Below are 23511 nucleotides of genomic sequence, written 5' to 3'. Positions count from 1 at the left end.
TGATGTCCTTGAAAAGCGCGCGCAGCTTTTCGAACGGGTAGGGCTGAAGGGAGTCGAGTAGCGGGTTCACTGGGCGGATCGAGCCTGATCGAAGATGGGCGCAGACAGATGCTGGGAAGTGCTGGGTACGCGCGCTGATGGCAAAGCGCCTGGAAGGCGCGAAAACGGTGGCAGCGGCGGCGAACGAATGATTATAACGTGGCGCGCGGCCGTCAGGACGCCGCGCAACCCGCCAGGCAGCGCAGGCAATGCGACGCAGCGGGAACGACGCGAACCGCGGACGGTTCGCGCAAAAAAGAAGCAGGAGCAGCAATGGTCGTAGCAGCAAGGCAGACATCCGAACGATTTGGACGATTCGAACGAAGGGGGCGCAGGAACGCCGCCGTCGGCAAAGTCGGCCACCCCGCCCGCAGGAGCAGCAACCGCCGCGGGAGTGCCGCACCATGAGCAACTGGCTTCGTAATGGCTGGCCCACCCTCGCGATCATGCTGGGCGCCTCCGTGTGGGGCATGATCTGGTACCCGCTGCGCATGCTGAATGCGCTCGGCGTGACCGGCACGGCGGCAAGCGCACTGACGAGCGCCGCTGGTTGCCTGTTCGTTCTGCTGGTCCGTTATCGTGCGCTCAAGACCGTGCGCTGGCACTGGCTGCTGCCGGCTCTCGCGCTGGCAGCGGGCGTGACCAATCTCGGCTTCGTCTGGGGCTCGATCCACGGCGAAGTGATGCGCGTCCTGCTGCTGTTCTATCTCACCCCCGCCTGGACCGCGCTCTTTGCGCACTTCATCCTGCACGAACGGCTGACCTGGGCGGGCGCGGGCCTCGCCGCGTTGTCGCTGGCCGGCGCGATGACCATGCTCTGGTCGCCGCAACTGGGCCTTCCGGTGCCCGGCAACCTCGCCGAATGGGCAGGACTTGCGGGCGGCATGGGCTTCGCGATGAGCAACGTGCTGATCCTCAAGACAAGCCGCGTGCTGCCTGAGATGAAGCCCGAAATGCGCACTGCGACGATCTTCGGTGGCGCGGCGATTTTCAGCGCCTGTGCGTCGCTGTTCGAAGCGATGCCCGCACCGCCCACCGGTGCGCATCTCGGCACGGCCGCGTTGCTAGTGCTCGGCCTCGGTTTTCTGCTGGCGTCCAACAATATGCTCGTGCAGTATGGACTCGCGCGCGTGCCGGCCAATCGGGCCTCGATCATCATGCTGTTCGAAATCGTGGTCACGGCTTTGTCCGCGTGGCTCTTCGCCGGCGAGACGCCGGGCCCGCGCGAATGGGCCGGCGGCGCGTGCATCGTGCTGGCGTCGGCACTGTCCAGTTGGGTGCACCGGACCCGTGCCTTGCCGCCTGATCCGGCCAATCAGGATGTGGGGCTCGACGTCGATGACGACGCAGACCGTAAGGACGGTAAGAACCGCTCACGCGCGATGGTATGATTGCCCCTCATTAGCTGACGCACGCTTCACGGCGTGCGATTGGCGCCCGTATCGCGGGGTTTCGCGGGCCGTTTCGCTGCATCGGCGAACGGCTGGCGCGACCTTCACGAGCCACTTTTTATTTTCCCTTTTCAAACAGCGAAATCGCCGTGCGTCTGACCTCGATCAAACTCGCTGGCTTCAAGTCATTCGTCGATCCCACGCATTTCCAGGTCCCGGGCCAGCTCGTTGGCGTGGTCGGACCGAATGGGTGCGGCAAGTCCAACATCATCGACGCCGTGCGCTGGGTGCTCGGCGAATCGCGCGCTTCCGAGCTGCGCGGCGAGTCGATGCAGGACGTGATCTTCAATGGCTCGACCGCGCGCAAGCCCGGTAGCCGCGCCAGCGTCGAACTCGTGTTCGACAACGCCGACGGCCGTGCCGCCGGGCAGTGGGGGCAGTATGCCGAAATCGCCGTCAAGCGCGTGCTCACGCGCGACGGCACCTCGAGCTACTACATCAACAATCTGCCGGCGCGCCGCCGCGACATTCAGGACATCTTCCTCGGTACCGGTCTCGGGCCGCGTGCATACGCGATCATCGGGCAGGGCATGATCGCGCGCCTGATCGAGGCGAAACCGGAAGAGCTGCGCGTGTTCCTCGAAGAAGCCGCGGGCGTATCGAAGTACAAGGAACGTCGCCGCGAGACGGAGAACCGTCTGCATGACACGCGCGAGAACCTGATTCGCGTCGAAGACATCGTCCGCGAACTTGGTGCGAATCTCGAGAAGCTCGAGGCGCAGGCGGTCGTCGCGACCAGGTACAAGGATTTGCAGGCCGACGGCGAAGAGAAGCAGCGTCTGTTGTGGCTGTTGCGCAAGAACGAAGCCGGTGGCGAGCAGGAACGCCAGCAACGCGCGATCGAACAGGCGCAGATCGACCTCGAAGCGCAAACCGCGAAGCTGCGCGAAGTCGAAGCGCAGCTCGAAACGCTGCGCGTCGCGCACTATTCCGCCAGCGACGCGATGCAGGGCGCGCAAGGCGCGTTGTACGAGGCGAATGCCGAAGTCAGCCGCCTTGAGGCCGAAATCAAGTTCATTGTCGAATCGCGCAACCGTGTGCAGGCGCAGATCGCCGCATTGACCGCGCAGCGTGAGCAGTGGCAGTCGCAAGCCCAAAAGGCGCAAGACGATCTCGAAGACGCGGAAGAACAACTGGCTGTCGCCGAAGAAAAAGCTGCGCTGGCCGAAGACGAAGCCGCCGGCAAGCATGATGCGATGCCGGCGCTAGAAGCCCGCTGGCGCGATGCGCAGACCGAACTGAACGCCGAGCGCGGCGGTATCGCGCAGACCGAACAGGCACTCAAGCTCGAAGCCGCGCATCAGCGCAATGCCGATCAGCAATTGCAGCAGTTGCAGCAGCGTCACGAGCGGCTGAAGTCGGAAGCGGGCGGCCTCGATGCGCCCGACGAAGCGCAGCTCGAAGACCTGCGCATGCAGCTCGCCGAGCACGAAGAAATCCTGCATGACGCGCAGACCCGTCTCGCCGACGCGCAGGAAACGCTGCCGCGTCTCGACGGCGAACGGCGCGCTGCCCAGGAGCGCGTGCAGTCGGAGAATGCTCAGATTCATCAGCTTGACGCACGCCTTGCCGCGCTCAAGCAATTGCAGGAAAACGTCCAGACCGAAGGCAAGATCCAGCCGTGGCTCGAAAAGCATGAGTTGAGCGGCTTGCCGCGTCTGTGGAAGAAGCTGCACGTCGAAGCCGGCTGGGAAGCCGCGCTGGAAGCGGTGCTGCGTGAGCGGCTCGCCGCGCTGGAAGTGTCGAACCTCGACTGGGTCAAGGCGTTCGCCACCGATGCGCCGCCGGCCAAGCTCGCGTTCTACGCACCGCCGGCAGCCGGTCAGCCGGTTGCGACGCCAGCGGCTTTGCGTCCGCTGCTGTCGCTGGTTCGTATCGACGATGCAGGTATTCGCGCCGTACTGAACGACTGGCTCGGCCTCGCCTTCGTCGCTGACGATCTGCAACAGGCACTCGCCATGCGCTCGCAGTTGCCGGAAGGCGGCTCGTTCGTCGTGAAGGCCGGTCACGTCGTGACGCGTGTCGGCGTCCAGTTGTATGCCGCCGATTCCGAACAGGCCGGCATGCTGGCCCGTCAGCAGGAAATCGAAAATCTGGGCCGTCAGGTGCGTGCGCAAGCCTTGCTCGCCGATGAGGCGAAGGCCACCGCGATCCGCGCGGAAGCCGCGCACACGCAAGCTGCACAAGCTTTGACCGACGTACGTCAACAGTCGGAGCGCGCGACCCAACGCGTGCACGCATTGCAGATGGACGTGCTCAAGCTCGCGCAAGCGCATGAGCGCTACATGCAGCGCAGCACGCAAATCCGTGAAGAGCTCGAAGAAATCACCGCACAGATCGAAGAGCAGCGCGCATTGCGTGGTGAATCGGAAGCGAATTTCGAGCGTCACGACTCCGAACTCGCCGAATTGCAGGCGCGTTTCGAAGATCACCAGATGGCCTTCGAAGCACTCGACGAACAGCTCACCGCCGCGCGTGCTCAATCGCGCGATCTCGATCGGGCCGCTACTGACGCGCGCTTCGCCGCGCGCAATATGGCGAACCGCATCGACGAATTGAAGCGCAGCATCCAGGTCTCGCACGAGCAGAGCGAACGCGTCGCTGCGTCGCTGGAAGATGCGCGCGCCGAACTGGAAACGATCAACCAGCAAACCGCGCACACCGGCTTGCAGGACGCGCTCGATATCCGCGCGGTCAAGGAAGAAGCGCTGCACGCCGCACGCCTCGAACTGGACGATCTGACCGCCAAGCTGCGTGCCGCCGACGAAACCCGTCTGAGCGCCGAGCGTGCGCTGCAACCGCTGCGCGACCGCATCAACGAATTGCAGTTGAAGGAACAGGCCGCGCGCCTGAGTGGCGAGCAGTTCATCGAACAACTGGCTGAAGCTGGCGTCGATGAAGCGCAATTGCAGGCCAAGCTCACGCCGGACATGAAGCCGTCGTATCTGCAAGGCGAGGTCACGCGGATCAACAACGCGATCACGGCGCTCGGCCCGGTCAACATGGCCGCGCTGGATGAACTGAAGGCGGCGAGCGAGCGCAAGACATTCCTCGATGCGCAATCGGCCGACCTGAACAACGCGATCGAAACGCTCGAAGACGCGATCCGCAAGATCGACGGCGAAACGCGTACGCTGCTGCAAGGCACCTTCGACGAAGTGAACCGTCATTTCGGCGAGCTGTTCCCGCGTCTCTTTGGCGGTGGCCAGGCCAGGCTGATCATGACCGGCGACGAGATTCTCGACGCCGGCGTGCAGGTGATGGCGCAGCCGCCGGGCAAGAAGAATTCGACGATTCACCTGCTGTCAGGCGGCGAGAAGGCATTGACCGCCACCGCGCTGGTGTTCGCGATGTTCCAGCTGAATCCCGCGCCGTTCTGTCTGCTCGACGAAGTGGACGCGCCGCTCGACGACGCCAACACGGAACGCTTCGCGAACCTCGTGCGCGCGATGTCGGACAAGACCCAGTTCCTGTTCATTTCGCACAACAAGATTGCGATGGAAATGGCGCAGCAACTGATCGGCGTGACCATGCAGGAGCAGGGTGTGTCGCGAATCGTTGCCGTCGACATGGAATCGGCTGCCGGTTTCGCCCAGAATATCGTTTGAGTTTTCGTTTAAGTTGATCATCGCGGGCGTCCGCGTTCAGCGCAGCGGCCATCGGCCGCGCGACACATGGGGCGGGTGCATAGCCGCGCAGACAGAAGAATTGCTGATGGAGCATGCATGGACGAGTTGACACTCGGTTTGATCGGCGCGGGCGCCGTGGTGGTCGGGGGCGTGGTCGTGTACAACGCGTGGCAAGGCGCGAAGGTGCGCCGCAAGATGCCGCGCCCGATGCCGGCCGATGCCGCCGAAAGTTTCGCGCGGGACGATCAGGAAGAGCAGAGCCCGTTTATCGAACCGGCCCGGCCGACCACGCGGCGCGAACCGGTAGTGGGTCCAGACACGGCGGGGGAAACCGCTGCGGCACGCGTCGAGCCGACTTTTGGCGCAACGGCCGCGCCGCTCGATACGCCGGCCGATATTCAGGCCGAGACGACTACGCCGAACGGCTATCCAGAAGCTGAGGGCATTGCTGAAGCCGAAGGCGGTGTGGTGGGTGAAACGGGCAAGACTTCGCAAGCCGGTGAACCGGTCGAGCCGATCCTGCCCGCGGCCACAACGATTTCGTCGGCGCCCCCGGCTATCGTCGATCGCCGCATCGACTGCATCGTGCCGATTCGTCTGAACGGCCCGGTGGCCGGCGACAAGGTGATTCCGCTCGCGCAACGTCTGCGCCGTGCCGGCAGCAAGCCGGTACATATCGAAGGCAAGCTCGAAGGCGGGGCCTGGGAGCTGCTGCAGAACGGCGCTCGCTATGAAGAGCTGCGCGCGGCCGCGCAATTGGCCAATCGTAGCGGGGCGCTCAACGAACTGGAATTCTCTGAGTTTGTGACCGGCGTGCAGCAGTTTGCCGATGCACTCGACGCATCGCCGGAATTCCCCGACATGCTCGAAACGGTGGCGATGGCGCGCGAACTCGACGGCTTCGCCGCGCAGTGCGATGCGCAACTGTCGATCAACGTGCTCTCCGACGGAGCGCCGTGGTCGGCCAACTATGTCCAGGCAATCGCGTCACAGGACGGCCTGCTGCTCTCGCGCGACGGCACGCGCTTTGTCAAGCTCGACTCGAAGCAGAGCCCGGTGTTCATGCTTCAATTCGGCGACACCAATTTCCTGCGCGACGACCTGACCTACAAAGGCGGCCAGATGATCACGCTGGTGCTGGACGTGCCGGTCGCTGACGAAGACATCCTGCCGTTCCGCCTGATGTGCGACTACGCGAAATCGTTGGCTGAGCGCATCGGCGGGCGGGTGGTCGACGACGGGCGCCGTCCGCTGCCGGAAACCGCGCTGCTGGCGATCGAAAAGCAGTTGATGACGCTCTACGCAAAGCTCGAACAGGCGGGTATTCCGGCGGGTTCGCCGGCGACCCGGCGTTTGTTCAGCCAGTAACGGTTCTGCTTTTTTATGTTGTACTCAACGGCCGCACGATGTGCGGCCGTTGGCGTTTTCGGTGGCCGTTTCACAGTAATGCCGAACGCACGAAACTGGCCATTCGGCCGATGTAAAGGGGCACGCTTCCTGCGATAATCCAATGTCTGAATTCCATTGAAGAAGCGTCCGACAGCATGGCCCGAACCCCCGCCTCAAACCCTGCAACCAGCGCTCCCGCAGAGCGGGCCGCGTGGCTGCGCGCGGAACTCGAACGCGCCAATTACGCGTACTACGTGCTCGACCAGCCGGACTTGCCGGACGCGGAATACGACAAGCTCTTCAAGGAACTGGAGCGAATCGAGACGGAGCATCCGGATCTGATCGTGCCGGATTCGCCCACCCAGCGCGTGGGCGGCGAGGCGTCAACCGGTTTCGAGCCGGTTTTGCACGACCAACCCATGCTTTCGCTGAACAACGGCTTCGAGGACGAAGACATCGTCGCGTTCGACAAGCGCGTCGGCGACGCGCTCGGCAAGAACGCGAGCGAGCCGCCGGTGCCGGTGGGTTACGCGGCTGAGTTCAAATTCGACGGCCTCGCTATCTCGCTGCGTTACGTCGACGGCACGTTCGTCCAGGCGTCCACGCGAGGCGACGGCGCCACCGGCGAGAACGTCACCGAGAACGTCCGCACGATCCGTTCCATTCCACTCAAGCTCAAGGGCAAGCGCGTGCCGCATGTGCTCGATGTGCGCGGCGAAGTGCTCATGTTCAAGCGCGATTTTGAGCGCCTGAACGAGCGTCAACGGGCTGCTGAGCAGAAGGAATTCGCCAATCCGCGTAATGCTGCCGCGGGCAGCCTGCGGCAGCTCGATTCGAAAATCACCGCGCAGCGCCCGCTGTCGTTCTTCGCTTATGGAATCGGTATGCTCGAAGGGTTCGAGATGCCGGCCACGCATAGCGAACTGCTCGACTGGTACAAGGAACTCGGCTTGCCGGTGAATGGCGAGCGGGCGGTGGTGCAGGGCGCCGAAGGCTTGCTGGGATTCTTCCACGGGGTAGGCGAGAAGCGCGACACACTGCCTTACGATATCGACGGCGTTGTCTACAAGGTCAACCGGCGCGATGAGCAGGACGCGCTCGGCTTTGTCTCGCGCGCGCCGCGTTTTGCATTGGCACACAAATTCCCCGCGCAGGAAGCGTTGACCAAACTCGTCGCGATCGACGTGCAGGTCGGCCGCACCGGTGCGATCACGCCGGTTGCGCGGCTGGAGCCGGTGTTCGTCGGCGGTGCGACGGTGACGAACGCGACGTTGCACAATGAAGACGAAGTGCGCCGCAAGGATATCCGCATCGGCGACACGGTGATCGTGCGGCGCGCCGGCGACGTGATTCCCGAAGTGGTAAGCGCGCTGCTCGACCGCCGCCCTGACGACGCCCGCGAGTTCGTCATGCCCACGCACTGCCCGGTGTGTGGTTCGAGCATCGAACGGCTGCCGGACGAGGCGATTGCGCGCTGCACGGGCGGGCTGTTCTGCCCGGCGCAGCGCAAACAGGCGTTGTGGCACTTTGCGCAGCGGCGGGCGCTGGATATCGACGGACTCGGCGAAAAGATCATCGATCAACTCGTCGAGCAAAATCTGGTGCGTACGCCGGCCGATCTGTTCAACGTCGGCTTTGCAACACTTGCTGAACTCGACCGTTTCGCCGAAAAGTCCGCGCAGAATCTGCTCGACTCGCTCGAAAAAGCCAAGCACACCACGCTGGCGCGCTTTATTTACGCACTCGGTATCCGGCATGTCGGCGAATCGACGGCGAAAGATCTGGCCAAACATTTCGGCTCGCTGAATCCAATCATGGATGCTTCGGTCGAGGAATTGCTGGAGGTGAACGACGTCGGGCCCGTGGTGGCCGAGTCGATTCATCAGTTTTTTGCCGAAGAGCACAACCGCACGGTGATCGAGCAACTGCGCGCGCCGGGCAAGGTCACATGGGCAGAAGGGCCGCCCGCGCCGAAGGCGCCGCAAGGTGTGCTGGCAGGCAAAACGGTCGTGTTGACCGGCACCTTGCCGACGCTGGCTCGCGAAGAGGCGAAGGAAATGCTCGAAGCGGCAGGAGCGAAAGTGGCCGGTTCGGTGTCGAAGAAAACAGACTACGTGGTGGCCGGAGCCGAAGCCGGCAGCAAGTTGGCGAAGGCGGAGGAACTCGGTGTCCCCGTACTCGACGAAGATGGTATGCGTAAGCTCCTGGAGGGGCAGTTATGATCCGCGAAATTCTCAAGATGGGCGATCCGCGCCTTTTGCAAATTGCCGATCCGGTCGACCATTTCGACACCCCCGAACTGCACGAGCTTGTCAAAGACATGTTCGAGACCATGCATGACGCGAACGGCGCGGGGCTGGCCGCACCGCAGATCGGCGTCAATCTGCAGGTGGTGATCTTCGGCTTCGGGCACAACGAGCGCTATCCGGACGCGCCGCCGGTGCCGGAGACGGTGCTGATCAATCCGACTATTACGCCGGTGTCGCAGGATATGGAAGAGGGCTGGGAAGGCTGTCTGTCGGTGCCGGGCCTGCGAGGCGCGGTGAGCCGGTTCTCGATGATCAAGTATCACGGCTTCGATCAATTCGGTAAGCCGATCGACCGCGTCGCCGAGGGCTTTCACGCGCGTGTCGTGCAGCATGAGTGCGATCACCTGATCGGCAAGCTGTACCCGATGCGGATCAACGATTTCGCGAAGTTCGGCTTCACGGAAATCCTGTTTCCGGATATGGACCCGAATAGCGACGACTGACGCCGCATTGTGGCTGGCGCTGCCGGAAACAAAAAACCCACGCATTGGCGTGGGTTTTTTGTTGGATGAGCTTCACGGTGTGGGCACAGTGGTTGTTCGCTGTTTGAGCGTCAAGCTTCCGGCATCAAAACGACTCGTCCGCAGACAGATAGCGCCATTGGCCCGGCGGCAATGCACCCAGCATCACCTGGCCCATCCGTACCCGCTTCAGGCCAATCACTTCGAGGCCGACCAGTTCGCACATCCGGCGGATCTGGCGCTTCTTGCCTTCGCGCAGTACGAAACGCAGTTGCTCGCCGTTTTGCCAATTGACCTGTGCGGGTTTCAGCGGCACGTCGTCGAGCGAGAGGCCGTGGCACAAGAGCGCGAGGCTCTCCGGCGGGAAGTGATTTTCGACGTCAGTGGTGTGCTCGCCGAACGAGACGCGCACCAGATACTCCTTGTCGATCTCCGAATGACCGCCGATCAGTTGCTTGGCGATGCGGCCGTCCTGCGTCAGCACCAGCAAGCCCGTCGAGTCGATGTCCAGGCGTCCGGCCGGTGCGAGCTGGCGCAGATGCGAGACCGAGAAGCGGATGTCAGAACTGTCGCCTTCCCAGCGATTTTCCGGCGTGACCAGCGTGATCGCCGGTTGATAGCCGTCTTCCGCCTGGCCCGATACGAGGCCCACGGGCTTGTGGATCAGGACCGTCACCTGGCTCGCTTGTGCGGCTTCGGCGGCAGGGTCGATCTCGATGCGCTGGTCCGGACGAACCTTGGTGCCGAGCGTGTCGATCCGCTCACCGTCGACCAGCACCCAGCCTTTTTCGATCCACTCGTCGGCTTCGCGGCGTGAGCACAGGCCGAGTTCCGACATCAGCTTGGACAGGCGCAGGGTGCCCGGTGCGTCTTCGTAATCGCGGCGAGGCGTGCGCGGCGCAGCATCGGCGTCGCGTTCGGTTTTGGCTGCGGATGCCGGGCCGCGCGGCTTGTCGGCACGGGCGGGGCGCTCGTCGTCGCCAAAGCGGCGGCCGGCGGCCGGCAGCGCCTTGTCGAAGGTGCGAGCAGGGCGTTCGCCTCGGTCGGTACGTTCGCCGGCACGCGCCGGACGATCGCCGAATTCACGCTTGGCCGGTACTCGTTCGCCGCGGTCGTCGCGCGGTGCACGCGCCGGACGGTCCGTGCGATCACCGTAGCTGCTTTTGACGGGCTTCGCGAACGTGCGCTCGCCACGCTCGCCTTCAAAACGGCGCGGTGCGTCGCTGTCGCTACGCGGCCCGCGTTGGCCGCTGCGGCGCTCCTGCGGGGCGCCACGGTCGCCGCCGAAGCGTGGCCGATCCGATGCATCACGCGCCGGACGTTCGCCACGTGGGCCGCCTTCCGACGGACGGCCTGCGCCCGGGCGCGGACCGCTGAACGAGCGGCGTTCGCCGTCGTCACGTCGTGGGGCGCGGTTGCTGTCAAAACTGCGGGGTGCGCGCTCGCTGCGGTCCGGGCTTCCTTCGAAGCGGCGGGGTGCGCCTTGAGTGCGCTCGCCGTCAGCGCGGCGCGGAGCACGTTCGCTACGGTCACCGCCACCTTCAAACTTACGGGGCGCACGAGCGCCATCATCCCGGCGCGGAGCACGGTCGCCTCCGCCCTCAAACCGGCGCGGCGCGCCTTGAGTGCGCTCGCCGTCAGCGCGGCGCGGAGCGCGTTCGCTACGGTCACCACCATCTTCAAACTTACGGGGTGCACGCTCACCATCGTCCCGACGCGGAGCGCGATCGCCACTACCCTCGAAGCGGCGCGGCGCACCGCCGGTCCCTTCACGCCGCGGCGGCCGATCCGACGGTGCCCGGCGTGCAGCGCCAGCACCACCCGCATCCCGCTCGCGGGAAAACGATCCTTCAGCCCGTGGTGCACGCGCACCGGCGCTCGCCGGCTTACCGGCCCCAGCCGGTCGCTTGCCGCCTGACGCAGCGCCTTCACCCCGCGCCCCGCTGAAACCAGCCGTCGGTGAGGACGGCCTTGGCCCGGCCGGACGCGTCGGCTTACGCGCCGAGGTGCTTCCGGTACGGACAGGGGCGCGTTCGGACGAAGCCGGCCGCGGGTGCTTGGCTGTTAATTTGACTCGCATGAAATCTCACACTGCAATCGCGCGCAGCAGTTCGGTCTCGACCTGAATTTGCAGGCGGTTGTCCGACAGACCGTGCCCATCCAGCAGGAACACGTCCTCGACGCGTTCGCCGAGCGTATTGATCCGCGCCGACGCGACGCCGACCCGGTGCTCGGCCAGCACGCGCGCGATCGAATAAAGAAGGCCCGGCCGGTCGTTCGCAGACACGGACAGGATGTAATATTGGCCGCGCTCGTCGGCCCGAAGATCGACGCGCGGCGTAACAGGGAAGGTCCGCGAGAGCCGTGACAAACGGCCTTTCGACGGTCCCGGAAGCAGAGTGCCGTCGCCCGTGAGGCGTGCGGTCAGTTCCTGTTCGACCAGATTGGCAATATCGCGATAATGCACGTCTTCTTCGGTATGCGCGACGAGGAAATTATCGAGCGCGTACCCGTGACGGGTCGTGCTGACCCGCGCATCGAGCACCGACAAGCCGTTGCGGTCGAAATACGCACAAATGCCGGCGAACAGATCGGGTTGATCTTTCACATACACCAGCACCTGAAGCGCTTCGCCGATCGGCGACGGACGCGCCCGCACAATCGGCGTCGTGGTCTCGACGTGCCGGTACAGCACGCGGGTTTGCCAGGCGATATCCGCTGCGTCGTGGCGCAGGAAATAGCCGATATCGAGCTTGTCCCACAGCGCCTTTTGCGCGCCTTCCGGCACGGTTTCGAGGCGCAGCAACGCAAGCGCCTCTTCCTGGCGCGATTTCAGTTCCGAATGCGCGTCAGGCCTTGCGCCACCGAGCACCGCCACGGTGGCGCGGTACAGGTCCTCGAGCAGCTTGCCTTTCCACGTGTTCCAGACTTTCGGGCTGGTGCCGCGAATGTCGGCCACGGTCAGCAGGTAAAGCGCAGTCAATCGGCGCTCGTTGCCGACCAGTTCGGCAAATCGCTTGATGACTTCGGGGTCGCTCGTATCCTGTTTCTGCGCGACCTGGCTCATCGTCAGATGCTGCTGGACCAGCCAGACGACCAGTTCGCCGTCCTCGCCCTCGATGCCATGGGTGCGGCAAAAGCGCCGCGCATCGGCCATGCCGAGCGTGGAATGGTCGCCGCCACGGCCCTTGGCGATATCGTGAAAGAGCGCGGCCACGTACAGCACCCACGGCCGGTCGAAGTTCACGATCAACTGGCTGCAGAACGGATATTCGTGCGCATGCTCGGCTACCGCGAAGCGGCGCAGATTACGCAATACCATCAGGATGTGCTGATCGACCGTATACACGTGATACAGGTCGTGCTGCATCTGTCCGACAATGCGCCGGAAGTTCAGCAGATAGCGCCCGAGCACGCTGGTCTGGTTCATCAGACGCAGCGCGTGCGTGATGCCGGCGGGCTGCTTCAGGATGTCCATGAACAGGCGCCGGTTTTCCGGATCGCGCCGCCAATGCTGATCCATCACCTCGCGAGCATTGTAGATCGCGCGCAGCGTGCGCGCCGACAAACCCTTCACGCCCGGCGTCTGTTCGTAGAGCAGGAAAGCTTCGAGGATCGCGTTCGGCTCGCGCTGGAATACGTCGTCGCTGGCGATTTCCAGCATGCCCTGCTTTTCGACGAAACGGTCCGACAGCACGCGAGTGATGCCGCTCGTATTGGGGAAAAGCTGCGCTTCGATGTTCTGGATCAGGATGGTGGCGAGCTGCGTAACCGCTTTGGCGGACCAGTAATAGCGGCGCATCAGCTGTTCGCTGGCGCGCTTGGTGGCCGTCGGCTTGTAGCCGAAGCTTTCGGCCACCGCCGTTTGCAGGTCGAATACCAGAATGTCCTGGCGGCGGCCGGCGATCACATGCAGCCGGGCACGCAGCGTTTTCAGGAAGCCTTCGTTGCGGCGCAGTTCGCGCGCTTCACGCTCGGTGATCAGACCGCGTGCTTCGAGTTCGCGCCAGCTGCTGCCAAAATCCGCAGCTTGTGTAATCCACAGAATCAGTTGCAGATCGCGCAGGCCGCCCGGGCTTTCCTTGATGTTCGGTTCGAGCGAATACGGGGTGTCCTGAAACTTGGCGTGCCGCTGACGCATTTCCAGCACTTTGGCCTGGAAGAACGCCCGCGGATCGAGCGCTTCGCGGTAGCGCTTCGCAAAGTCGTCGAAGAGCGGGGCGCTGCCCGTAATGCGCCGTGCTTCGAGCAGCGAGGTGCGCACGGTGACGTCGTTGGCGGATTCTTCGAGACATTGCGACACGCTGCGCACGCTGCTGCCCAGTTCGAGGCCCAAATCCCACGCGAGGCTGATAAAGCGTTCGATGCGCGCTTCGAGATGCTCGATCGGCGTGTCGGGCAGCAGGACCAGAATGTCGATGTCGGAATGCGGCGCGAGTTCGCCTCGCCCGTAACCGCCCACGGCCAGCAGGGTCAGTTCAGGCGGTAGCTGACAGGTGTTCCAGGCGGCGCGCAGCGACTCGTCCGTGGCACGCGCGAGCGCGGCCATCAGCGAGTCGACGTTGGAGGCGGTTTTAAAGCGTTCCAGCAACTGGGCTTTGGCCACTTTATAGTCCGCCTTGAGCGACGTGGCATGGGAGTGGGCGACGGCTGGAACACTACTCATTGGCAGGCTGGCAGGTGAGGTCGGAAGTCGGTCAGGCCGTCGCGGCGACAACCGGCGGACGCGCGGGCGTGCCAGCCGAGACAGTCAGCACGTCGTAGCCGGCTTCGGTGACGAGTACGGTATGTTCCCACTGTGCCGACAGGCTGCGGTCTTTGGTCTTGACGGTCCACTGGTCCGGCATGGTGCGGATGTCGCGCCGACCGGCATTGATCATCGGTTCGATTGTGAAGATCATGCCGGCCTGCAGTTCGAGCCCGGTGCCGGGGCGGCCGTAATGCAGAATCTGCGGGTCTTCGTGGAATACCGTGCTGATGCCATGGCCGCAATATTCACGCACCACGCTGTAGCCCTGGCCTTCGGCGTGCTTCTGGATTGCGTAGCCGATGTCGCCGAGATGGGCGCCCGGGCGCACCTGATCGATGCCGAGCCACATACATTCGAAGGTGGTTTGCACGAGGCGCTTAGCCATAATCGAGCCTTCGCCGACGATGAACATCCGGCTGGTATCGCCGAAATAGCCTTCCTTGATCACCGTGACGTCGATATTCAGTGCATCGCCGTTTTTCAGCGTCTTGTCGCCCGGAATGCCGTGACAGATCACGTCGTTCACCGAAATGCAGGTGGCTTTCGGGTAAGGCGGATAGCCCGGCGGCTGATAATTCAGCGGCGCCGGGACCGTGCCTTGTTCCTTGAGCATGTATTCGTGACACAGCCGGTCGAGTTCACCGGTCGTGATGCCGGCTGCAACGAACGGTGTGATGTAGTCGAGCACTTCGCTCGCGAGCTTGCAGGCGACGCGCATCTGCGCGATATCGTGTTCGGTTTTGAGCGTAATAGCCATGAGTCGGGCCTGAAATGCGATTTATTGCAAGATTATCGCACCATATTCCGGCTGCCGCAGGGTTTTGCCAGTGTTTGCGATAAGGCGGCGAGCGCCTAGGTGCAACCCGGCCGCGGCTAGCGGGCGCTACCGCGCGGGTTGAGTCGGCCAATAGTCACGTGCTATAATCTTTGGCTAAGTCGATCCCTGTCTTATTTTGTTGCTTTATTGCTGTTCTAATGAGCGCAAACTGGTGGGAAAGACTCCCTGTAGTGATAGTTGCCTGAGCTATAGGGAGTAAGGCAGTACCCAGGCAGCAGACTCGCAAGCCGGCGCACCCAGGGTGTCCGTCGCGTTCAGCCAGAAAAGCAATGGCAGCGCGGCAGATGCGGCAGCCGGCTTAAGACCCAACCCTCGCGGAGAATTTCATGGCAGTTACCATGCGTCAAATGCTGGAAGCCGGTGTCCACTTCGGTCACCAAACGCGCTTCTGGAACCCGAAGATGGCCCCTTTCATTTTCGGTCATCGCAACAAGATTCACATTATCAACCTCGAAAAGACGCTGCCGATGTACAACGACGCGCTGAAGTACGCGCGTCAACTGGCAGCGAATCGCGGCACGATCCTGTTCGTCGGCACGAAGCGTCAATCGCGCGACACCATCGCTGAAGAAGCAAAGCGCGCAGGTATGCCGTACGTCAACGCACGCTGGCTCGGCGGCATGCTGACCAACTTCAAGACGCTGAAAGTATCGATCAAGCGCCTGAAGGACATGGAAGCAGCGCTGGAAGCCGGCGAAACCGAACGCATGAGCAAGAAAGAAGCGCTCCTGTTCGAACGCGAAATGGCCAAGCTGCAAAAGTCGATCGGCGGCGTGAAGGACATGGGCGGCATTCCGGACGCGATCTTCGTCGTCGACGTCGGCTACCACAAGATTGCCGTCACCGAAGCTAACAAGCTCGGCGTGCCGGTCATCGCTGTGGTCGATACGAACCACTCGCCGATTGGCATCGACTACGTGATCCCGGGTAACGACGACGCTTCGAAGGCTGTCGCTCTGTACACGGCTGGCGTGGCTGACGCGATCCTTGAAGGCCGTGCGAACGCGGTCAACGAAGTGGTGCAAGCTGCGCGTGGTGGCGACGGCGACGAGTTCGTCGAGGTCAACTCGGAAGCGTAAAGCTGCCCCGTGTCCGGCAAAAAAGGGGGCTTTCTACAGGCCCCCTTTTTTTAAGCCGCGACAAAGTAGTGGTGTGCTGTGAGCAGTGCCTGACACGTAGCCCGTAAAAAATACGTGCAACGTTGAAACGAATTCTTGCCGCCGGTATCGAAGTCCGGGCGGCGTGTGACAGACGGAACTCAAGGAGCAAATGATGGCGGCAATTACCGCAAGCATGGTTGCAGAACTGCGCGCAAAGACTGACGCGCCGATGATGGAATGCAAGAAGGCGCTGACGGAAGCCGACGGCGACATGGCGCGCGCTGAAGAGCTGCTGCGCGTGAAGCTGGGGAATAAGGCCAGCAAGGCTGCGTCGCGCGTGACGGCCGAAGGCGTGGTCGCATCGTTTATCGGCGGCAACGCGGGTTCGCTGGTCGAGCTGAACTGCGAAACCGACTTCGTTTCGAAGAACGACGACTTCCTGGCTTTCTCGAAGACCGTCGCTGAACTGGTCGCTACGCAAAACCCGGCTGACGTCGCCGCTCTGTCGGCACTGCCGCTGGACGGCTCGACGGTCGACGCAGTGCGTCTGGCACTGGTCGGCAAGATCGGTGAAAACCTGTCGATCCGCCGCTTCGTGCGTTTCGACACGGCGAACAAGCTGGCAGCGTACCTGCACGGCACGCGTATCGGCGTGCTGGTCGAGTACACCGGCGCGGACGAGCAGGTCGGCAAGGACGTGGCCATGCACATCGCCGCCATGAAGCCGGTTTCGCTGTCGTCGAACGACGTCCCGGCGGATCTGATCGCCAAGGAACGCAGCATTGCGGAACAGAAGGCTGCTGAATCGGGCAAGCCGGCTGAAATCGTCGCCAAGATGGTCGACGGTAGCGTGCAGAAGTACCTGAAGGAAGTGTCGCTGCTGAACCAGACGTTCGTTAAGAACGACAAGCAGACGATCGAACAGATGCTGAAGGCTGGCAACGCGAGCGTGCAGAAGTTCGCGCTGTTCGTGGTCGGCGAAGGCATCGAGAAGAAGCAGGACGACTTCGCAGCTGAAGTGGCCGCTCAAGTCGCTGCTGCAAAGCAACAATAAGCATCGCTTAAGCTTCAGTTAGTACCGTTGGACCCGCGGCGGAGCAAGACTTTGCCGCGGTCGGCTGCGCCGCAAGGCTGCGCGCGGGTTGACCCTCGTTGCGCGGCCGCCTCTGGCGAACCCCAGGGTTCGTCAATTTGGCGACGCTTGCCCGAATCAGCATTTCACCCCTACATTAGTCCCTTGTTGTTGCCCTGTTCTGCGCGATCTGGATACCCCTATGCCCACTGCCTATAAACGCGTCCTGCTCAAACTCTCCGGTGAAGCTCTGATGGGCGACGATGCCTTTGGCATCAATCGCGCAACCATCGAACGAATGGTAGCGGACGTGGCCGAAGTGGTCCGTCTCGGAACGCAGCTGGCCGTGGTGATCGGTGGCGGCAATATTTTCCGCGGCGTGGCGGGCGGCGCGGCCGGTATGGATCGCGCCACGGCTGACTACATGGGCATGCTGGCCACCATGATGAATGCGCTGGCGCTGCAGGACGCAATGCGCCACGCCGGTATTGAAGCGCGCGTGCAATCCGCGCTGCGCATGGACCAGGTGGTCGAGCCGTACATCCGGCCCCGCGCGATTCGCCAGCTCGAAGAAGGCAAAGTCGTGATTTTCGCGGCCGGTACCGGCAACCCGTTCTTCACGACGGATACGGCCGCTGCACTGCGCGGCTCGGAAATCGGCGCGGAAGTCGTGCTGAAAGCCACCAAGGTGGACGGCGTCTATTCCGCCGACCCCAAGAAAGACCCGAGCGCGACCCGTTACACCACGATCAGCTTCGACGAAGCAATTGGCCGCAATCTGCAGGTGATGGACGCCACGGCGTTCGCGCTGTGCCGCGACCAGAAGCTGCCGATCCGGGTGTTTTCGATCGTCAAGCCGGGCGCGCTCAAGCGCATCGTACAAGGCGAGGACGAGGGCACCCTCGTCCACGTGTAAACTCTCGTTCACATAACGTGGGCTTTAACGCGGGCCCAGGCCGCCGCATACTGCGCGTGCTGGCCGGCCCGCACCGTTTTGAAGGTTCGGAGGTTTAAAAATGTCTGTGGCTGATATCAGGAAGGGCGCTGAACAAAAGATGCAGCGTTCCATCGACGCGTTCAAGAACGATCTGTCGAAGATCCGCACGGGCCGTGCACATACGGGCCTGCTCGATCACATCCAGTGCGATTACTACGGTTCGCCGGTGCCGATTTCGCAGGTCGCGAACCTGACGCTGATCGACGCACGTACGATCGGCGTGCAGCCGTGGGAAAAGAAGATGGTCCAGGTCGTCGAAAAGGCGATCCGCGAGTCGGACCTCGGTCTGAACCCGGCTACGCAAGGCGACGTGATCCGCGTGCCGATGCCCGCACTGACCGAAGAACGCCGCCGCGAACTGACCAAGGTGGTCAAGAGCGAAGCGGAAACGGCCAAAGTCGCCATCCGTAACCTGCGCCGTGACGCAAACGAGCAACTGAAAAAGCTCGTTAAAGACAAGGAAATTTCGGAAGATGACGAGCGCCGTGCAGGTGACGACGTTCAGAAACTGACGGACAAGTTCGTCACGGAAATCGACAAACTTGTAGTGACCAAAGAAGCCGAGATCATGACGGTCTGAGGCCGCACGGCTTCGCACCTTCAAGATTTCCACTTCTTTTTTTGCAGTCACTGTCCCGACGGCCATGACCTATACCAGCTCAACCGTGCGCGTGCCTGATGTCGCCGCGGTGCCGCGACATATCGCGATCATCATGGATGGCAACGGCCGTTGGGCAACCCAACGCCGGTTGCCTCGCGTGGCCGGCCATACGCGCGGTGTCGACGCGGTGCGTGCGGCCGTCGAGGCGTGCGCCCGACAGGGCGTCGAATATCTGACGCTCTTTGCCTTCAGCTCGGAAAACTGGCGCCGCCCGAACGACGAAGTGTCGTTCCTGATGCGTCTGTTCGTCACGGCGCTGGAGCGCGAGATCGGCAAGCTGCACGCGAACGGCATCCGTCTGCGGGTAGTGGGCGATCTGTCGAAATTCGACACTCGCATCCGCGACCTGATCAAGCGCGCGGAAACCAAAACCGCGCGCAATACCCGTCTCACGCTGACCATCGCCGCCAACTACGGTGGCCGCTGGGACATCATGCAGGCCACCCGCAAGCTTGCCGAGCAATCGGCGCTGGCGGGCAAGGCGGTCGAGGTGAACGAAGACTCGTTCGCCGAACACCTGTCTATGGCCTATGCGCCGGAGCCGGACCTCTTTATCCGCACCGGCGGCGAGCGTCGCGTCAGCAACTTCCTGCTGTGGCAACTCGCCTACACCGAGTTCTACTTCACCGACACCTTCTGGCCGGATTTCGACGCGGACGCGCTCGGCCACGCTATCGCTTCCTACGCGGAGCGCGAGCGCCGCTTCGGCCGTACCAGTGCTCAACTCGAGCCGCAATCGCAAAACGTCGATTCGCTTCCATGCTAAAAACCCGTGTCATCACGGCGATCATCCTGCTGGCGATCTTTCTGCCGGTCACGTTGTTCGCGCCGGTGGGCGCGTTCGGCGCGCTGATCGCCTTCGTCGTCGTGTTCGCTGCGTGGGAATGGGCGCGCCTGCTGAAGCTTGGCGGCGCGGGCCCGATCGTTTACGCGCTGGTGGCCGCCGTTGCGCTGGTCGCGAGCACACGTCTCGGTACCGGTGTCGAGGAGCCCCGGCCGCTCTTTCAGGCGGCTGCTATTTTCTGGGTGATCGCGGGGCCGTATGTGCTTCTGCGCAAGCCGACCCTCGCGCAAGGCGCCTGGCGCGCTTTTCTATTCCTTGCCGGCATTGTGGTATTCGTCGCGTGCTGGCATGCTCTCGTCGCCGCGCGGATGAAGGGCGTACCGTTCGTGCTGTCGCTGCTGCTATTGGTATGGCTGGCCGATATCGGCGCATACTTCTCTGGAAAAGCTTTCGGGAAGCACAAGCTGGCGCCTGCCATCAGCCCGGGTAAGACCTGGGAGGGCGCGATCGGCGGCTGGCTGGTGGTGATGATCGTCGCAGCGGCGGCGGTCTTTTTGCACGCGTTCGAGCCGACCCTGTATTCTGCGCTGCTGGTGCAATTAGGCGCCGTACGTACGCTGCTCGCACTGACCCTGCTGGTGGCATTCAGCGTGGTGGGCGACCTGTTCGAATCAATGATGAAACGCCAGGCCGGAGTGAAAGATTCGAGCGGCCTGTTGCCTGGGCACGGTGGCGTTCTCGACCGCATCGACGCATTGTTGCCGGTGCTGCCGCTTGCCATGCTGCTGCTCGGCTAGAGAAAGAGATATGCAAAAACGTCTGACATTGCTCGGTTCAACGGGCTCGATTGGAGACAGCACGCTCGACGTCGTCGCGCGTCATCCCGAGCGCTTTTCGGTTTACGCGCTCACGGCGCATCGCAACGGCGACAAGCTCGTCGAGCAATGCCTGCGCTTTCAGCCCGAAGTCGCGGTAGTCGGCGGTGCCGATACGGCCATGCAAGTTGCTGCGAAACTGCGCGAAGCGGGCTGCAAGACCGAAGTCACGTACGGACCGCAAGCGCTCGTCGACGTGTCGGAGAGCGCCGGCTGCGATACGGTGGTGGCGGCGATCGTCGGCGCCGCCGGCCTCGCGCCCAGCCTGGCTGCCGCTCGTGCCGGTAAGCGCATTCTGCTCGCCAACAAGGAAGCGCTGGTCATGTCCGGCGCGATCTTCATGGACGCGGTGCGCGACAACGGCGCGGTACTGCTGCCGGTCGATAGCGAACACAACGCCATTTTCCAATGCCTGCCGCGCGAAGCCGCCCTACATGGCGGCGTCTCGAAGATCATCCTGACCGCGTCGGGCGGTCCGTTCCGCACGCGTGAACCGGCCACGCTGGCCGACGTCACGCCTGACGAGGCCTGCAAGCATCCGAACTGGGTCATGGGCCGCAAGATTTCGGTCGACTCCGCCACGATGATGAACAAGGGCCTCGAAGTGATCGAGGCGCACTGGCTCTTCAATTTGCCGGGCGAGCGCATTGAGGTGCTAATTCACCCGCAAAGCGTGATCCATTCGATGGTGTCGTACGCCGATGGTTCGGTGCTCGCGCAACTGGGCAATCCCGACATGCGCACGCCGATCGCTCACGCGTTGGCATTTCCGGACCGCGTCGATTCGGGTGTGGCGCAGCTCGATCTGCTGCAGGTCGCGTCGCTTTCGTTCGAAAAGCCGGATTACACACGCTTCCCGTGTCTCGCGCTTGCGGTGAAGGCGCTGGCCGAGGGTGGGTTGGCGAGCGCGGCTTTGAATGCCGCGAACGAAGTCGCTGTTGAAGCGTTTCTGTCGCGTCAGATCGGTTTCATGGCGATCGCTCAGGTTGTCGACACCGTACTCAACGCGTTGCCAAACCGCAGCGCGCACGCGCTCGAAGACGTGATTGAGGCCGACGCCGCCGCGCGCCGCGCCGCTGCCGATTTCATCGTGCGTCTGCCGGACGGCGCCCGTCGCACGGAACGCGCCGTCCAGTGAGGCGCCTATGAATCTGCTGATCGAATTGCTTGCCTTCGCGGTCGCCATCGGTGTACTCGTGGTCGTCCATGAGTACGGGCATTACAGCATCGCGCGTTTGTGCGGTGTCAAGGTATTGCGCTTTTCGATCGGCTTCGGCAAGCCGCTGTTCCAATGGGTGAGCCCGAAAACGGGCACCGAATGGACGATTGCCGCGCTGCCGCTTGGCGGCTACGTGAAGATGCTCGACGAGCGCGAGACCGGCGGGGCGCCGATTCCGGTTGAAGCCCTGCCGCATGCGTTCAACCGGCAGTCGGTGTGGCGCCGTTTCGCGATTGTCGCGGCGGGCCCGATCGCGAACTTCCTGCTCGCCATCGTGCTGTTCGCCCTGGTATTCGCCACTGGCGTGACGGAACCGGCGGCCGTGGTTGCTGCGCCTGCTCCGAATACGCCGGCGGCGCTGGCCGGCTTCGACGGTGGCGAAACCATCGTCGCGGTGCGTACCGAGAACGCCGGCGAATCTGAGCACGTGCGCTCGTGGTCCGACCTGCGCTGGAAACTGCTGGGCGCGGCATTCGATCACAAGCGCGTTGTGCTGAGCGCGAAAGATGCCCACGGCACCTCGGATTTCCAGCTGGATCTGCGCGGGATCACCGAGAAAGACGTCGACGACGACTTTATGTCACATCTCGGTTTCGAGCCGGGTGGTGGCAAGCTGACGGTCGCGGGCGTGCAGGCGGATAGCGCAGCGCAAAAGGCAGGCCTTGCTGTGGGCGACCGTCTTCGCGCAGTCGACGGTATTCCTACCGACAATGCCACGGCCTTCATCGCTTATGTAAAATCGCACGCCGGCAAGCCTGTGACGCTGCAAGTGGAGCGTGGTGGGCCGGCGGCGGGCAAGCTGGAAGACGTTCGCATCGTCCCGCAGTCGCAGCGTGATGACGCGACGGGGCAGCAGATCGGCCGCATCGGCGCGGAACTTGCCACCCAGGTGCCGTCGATCGACGTGCGTTACGGGCCGGTCGAAAGTCTGCAACTGGGCGCGCGCCGTACGTGGGACCTGGCCGTTTATTCGGTGCGCATGTTCGGGCGAATGATTGTAGGCGAGGCTTCGCTGAAGAATCTTTCAGGTCCTGTCACGATCGCGGATTACGCAGGAAAGAGCGCACGTCTAGGTCCTTCTGCATTCCTGTCGTTCCTGGCCCTTGTCAGTATTAGCCTCGGCGTACTGAACCTGTTACCAATTCCGGTATTGGACGGGGGTCATCTGTTATATTATTTGGTTGAAGCTGTAACCGGCAAAGTTGTCTCTGATCGCTGGCAACTCGTTTTTCAGAGGGCGGGTCTCGCCTGCATCGTCGCGTTGTCGGCGATTGCGCTGTTCAACGATCTGGCTCGTTTAATCCATTTTTAAAGTGTCTGGCGGCGTTCACGATGGCGACCGCCCGACCTGATGCAGCTATACACACTGGGGAAGCACGTTGTTTAAACCTCATCGCTTTGTTCCAAAGACGGTTATAGCCGCGGCGTTTGCCGCGCATGGGCTGCTTGCTCACGCAACAACGCCCTTCGTGGTGCAAGACATCCGGATCGAGGGATTGCAACGCGTCGAACCTGGTACCGTGTTCGCCTACCTGCCCATCAAGCAGGGCGACACGTTTAGCGACGACAAGGCTTCTGAAGCCATTCGCGCGCTGTACGCCACGGGCTTCTTCAACGACGTCAAGATCGCGACCCAAGGCAATGTCGTCATCGTGCAGGTGCTGGAACGTCCGGCCATCGGCACGATCGACTTTTCCGGCATTCACGAGTTTGACAAGGACAACCTGACCAAGGCGCTGCGCGCTGTCGGTTTGTCGCAAGGCCGTTACTACGACAAGGCACTCGTCGACAAGGCCGAGCAGGAACTGAAGCGCCAGTACCTGACGCGCGGCTACTATGCGGCCGAAGTCACCACCACGATCACGCCGATCGACCGCAACCGCGTGTCGGTGCTGTTCTCGGTGGCTGAAGGTCCGAGCGCGAAGATCCGCCAGATC

The 23511-nt window shown here is 62.9% G+C and carries 17 protein-coding genes and 1 pseudogene; 14 read left to right on the top strand and 4 right to left on the bottom strand.

Going from position 1 to position 23511, the window contains the following annotated elements; genetic code table 11:
* Positions 1-313 (bottom strand): annotated as a pseudogene (locus tag VFE81_RS23160) (hypothetical protein); the annotation flags it as partial.
* A 130-nt stretch (positions 314-443) separates the two neighbouring features.
* Here VFE81_RS23160 and VFE81_RS23155 point away from each other — a divergent pair.
* The 5 genes from VFE81_RS23155 (at position 444) to def (ending at position 9260) form a co-directional block, all read left to right on the top strand.
* Positions 444-1430, top strand: a complete 987-nt coding sequence (locus VFE81_RS23155) for a DMT family transporter (RefSeq protein ID WP_325046823.1) — start codon at positions 444-446, stop codon at positions 1428-1430.
* 149 nt (positions 1431-1579) lie between these two features.
* On the top strand, positions 1580-5098 hold the full coding sequence (gene smc, locus VFE81_RS23150) for a chromosome segregation protein SMC (RefSeq protein ID WP_325046822.1): 3519 nt from the start codon (positions 1580-1582) through the stop codon (positions 5096-5098).
* 117 nt (positions 5099-5215) lie between these two features.
* Positions 5216-6487, top strand: coding sequence for a cell division protein ZipA C-terminal FtsZ-binding domain-containing protein (locus VFE81_RS23145; protein ID WP_325046821.1), 1272 nt, complete (start codon positions 5216-5218; stop codon positions 6485-6487).
* 176 nt (positions 6488-6663) lie between these two features.
* Positions 6664-8730 carry an NAD-dependent DNA ligase LigA gene (gene ligA, locus VFE81_RS23140; RefSeq protein ID WP_325046820.1) on the top strand — a complete coding sequence of 689 codons (2067 nt, stop codon included), beginning with the start codon at positions 6664-6666 and terminating at the stop codon, positions 8728-8730.
* On the top strand, positions 8727-9260 hold the full coding sequence (gene def / locus VFE81_RS23135; protein ID WP_325046819.1) for a peptide deformylase: 534 nt from the start codon (positions 8727-8729) through the stop codon (positions 9258-9260). Before ligA ends, def begins: the two co-directional genes overlap by 4 nt.
* 124 nt (positions 9261-9384) lie before the next feature.
* Here def and VFE81_RS23130 read toward each other — a convergent pair whose 3' ends face one another.
* From VFE81_RS23130 to map, 3 genes are read right to left on the bottom strand one after another with little or no spacing between them, the layout of a single operon-like run.
* Positions 9385-11358, bottom strand: a complete 1974-nt coding sequence (locus VFE81_RS23130) for a pseudouridine synthase (RefSeq protein WP_325046818.1) — start codon at positions 11356-11358, stop codon at positions 9385-9387.
* Between the two features lie 6 nt (positions 11359-11364).
* The gene (locus VFE81_RS23125) at positions 11365-13944 is read right to left on the bottom strand and encodes a [protein-PII] uridylyltransferase (protein WP_325046817.1); all 2580 of its coding nucleotides are present in this window, start codon (positions 13942-13944) and stop codon (positions 11365-11367) included.
* Between the two features lie 31 nt (positions 13945-13975).
* Positions 13976-14785: a type I methionyl aminopeptidase gene (gene map, locus VFE81_RS23120; protein WP_325046816.1), complete on the bottom strand. Its 810-nt coding sequence runs from the start codon at positions 14783-14785 to the stop codon at positions 13976-13978.
* Between the two features lie 407 nt (positions 14786-15192).
* Here map and rpsB point away from each other — a divergent pair, with 407 nt between their 5' ends.
* From rpsB to VFE81_RS23075, 9 genes are all read left to right on the top strand, one after another.
* A complete protein-coding gene (gene rpsB, locus VFE81_RS23115; RefSeq protein WP_325046815.1) occupies positions 15193-15945 on the top strand; it encodes a 30S ribosomal protein S2 in 753 nt (250 codons plus the stop codon).
* Positions 15946-16138: 193 nt separating this feature from the next.
* The gene (tsf, locus tag VFE81_RS23110) at positions 16139-17020 is read left to right on the top strand and encodes a translation elongation factor Ts (protein ID WP_325046814.1); all 882 of its coding nucleotides are present in this window, start codon (positions 16139-16141) and stop codon (positions 17018-17020) included.
* 220 nt (positions 17021-17240) lie between these two features.
* On the top strand, positions 17241-17954 hold the full coding sequence (gene pyrH, locus VFE81_RS23105) for a UMP kinase (RefSeq protein ID WP_011488865.1): 714 nt from the start codon (positions 17241-17243) through the stop codon (positions 17952-17954).
* 100 nt (positions 17955-18054) lie between these two features.
* Positions 18055-18615, top strand: coding sequence for a ribosome recycling factor (gene frr / locus VFE81_RS23100; RefSeq protein WP_028199370.1), 561 nt, complete (start codon positions 18055-18057; stop codon positions 18613-18615).
* A gap of 64 nt (positions 18616-18679) precedes the next feature.
* Positions 18680-19462 carry a polyprenyl diphosphate synthase gene (gene uppS / locus VFE81_RS23095; RefSeq protein WP_115780231.1) on the top strand — a complete coding sequence of 261 codons (783 nt, stop codon included), beginning with the start codon at positions 18680-18682 and terminating at the stop codon, positions 19460-19462.
* Entirely contained in the window at positions 19456-20277 is an 822-nt protein-coding gene (locus VFE81_RS23090; RefSeq protein WP_325046813.1) for a phosphatidate cytidylyltransferase, read from the top strand. Before uppS ends, VFE81_RS23090 begins: the two co-directional genes overlap by 7 nt.
* 10 nt (positions 20278-20287) lie before the next feature.
* Positions 20288-21493: a 1-deoxy-D-xylulose-5-phosphate reductoisomerase gene (locus tag VFE81_RS23085; protein WP_325046812.1), complete on the top strand. Its 1206-nt coding sequence runs from the start codon at positions 20288-20290 to the stop codon at positions 21491-21493.
* A 7-nt stretch (positions 21494-21500) separates the two neighbouring features.
* Positions 21501-22886 carry an RIP metalloprotease RseP gene (rseP, locus tag VFE81_RS23080; RefSeq protein WP_325046811.1) on the top strand — a complete coding sequence of 462 codons (1386 nt, stop codon included), beginning with the start codon at positions 21501-21503 and terminating at the stop codon, positions 22884-22886.
* 67 nt (positions 22887-22953) lie between these two features.
* On the top strand, positions 22954-23511 hold a 558-nt coding region (locus VFE81_RS23075), incomplete at its 3' end, for a POTRA domain-containing protein (RefSeq protein ID WP_325046810.1).

It is taken from the genome of Paraburkholderia sp., assembly GCF_035656215.1.
Taxonomy (GTDB): Bacteria; Pseudomonadota; Gammaproteobacteria; order Burkholderiales; family Burkholderiaceae; genus Paraburkholderia.
This window is presented reverse-complemented; position numbering and strand designations above follow the sequence as displayed.

Excerpts from the sequence above, each read along its gene's own strand:
- VFE81_RS23125 (WP_325046817.1), bottom strand. The coding sequence starts at position 13,944 with ATGAGTAGTGTTCCAGCCGTCGCCCACTCCCATGCCACGTCGCTCAAG.
- rseP (WP_325046811.1), top strand. The coding sequence starts at position 21,501 with ATGAATCTGCTGATCGAATTGCTTGCCTTCGCGGTCGCCATCGGTGTA.
- VFE81_RS23155 (WP_325046823.1), top strand. The coding sequence starts at position 444 with ATGAGCAACTGGCTTCGTAATGGCTGGCCCACCCTCGCGATCATGCTG.
- VFE81_RS23145 (WP_325046821.1), top strand. The coding sequence starts at position 5,216 with ATGGACGAGTTGACACTCGGTTTGATCGGCGCGGGCGCCGTGGTGGTC.
- VFE81_RS23085 (WP_325046812.1), top strand. The coding sequence starts at position 20,288 with ATGCAAAAACGTCTGACATTGCTCGGTTCAACGGGCTCGATTGGAGAC.
- frr (WP_028199370.1), top strand. The coding sequence starts at position 18,055 with ATGTCTGTGGCTGATATCAGGAAGGGCGCTGAACAAAAGATGCAGCGT.
- pyrH (WP_011488865.1), top strand. The coding sequence starts at position 17,241 with ATGCCCACTGCCTATAAACGCGTCCTGCTCAAACTCTCCGGTGAAGCT.
- rpsB (WP_325046815.1), top strand. The coding sequence starts at position 15,193 with ATGGCAGTTACCATGCGTCAAATGCTGGAAGCCGGTGTCCACTTCGGT.
- VFE81_RS23130 (WP_325046818.1), bottom strand. The coding sequence starts at position 11,358 with ATGCGAGTCAAATTAACAGCCAAGCACCCGCGGCCGGCTTCGTCCGAA.
- uppS (WP_115780231.1), top strand. The coding sequence starts at position 18,680 with ATGACCTATACCAGCTCAACCGTGCGCGTGCCTGATGTCGCCGCGGTG.
- tsf (WP_325046814.1), top strand. The coding sequence starts at position 16,139 with ATGGCGGCAATTACCGCAAGCATGGTTGCAGAACTGCGCGCAAAGACT.
- map (WP_325046816.1), bottom strand. The coding sequence starts at position 14,785 with ATGGCTATTACGCTCAAAACCGAACACGATATCGCGCAGATGCGCGTC.
- def (WP_325046819.1), top strand. The coding sequence starts at position 8,727 with ATGATCCGCGAAATTCTCAAGATGGGCGATCCGCGCCTTTTGCAAATT.
- VFE81_RS23090 (WP_325046813.1), top strand. The coding sequence starts at position 19,456 with ATGCTAAAAACCCGTGTCATCACGGCGATCATCCTGCTGGCGATCTTT.
- ligA (WP_325046820.1), top strand. The coding sequence starts at position 6,664 with ATGGCCCGAACCCCCGCCTCAAACCCTGCAACCAGCGCTCCCGCAGAG.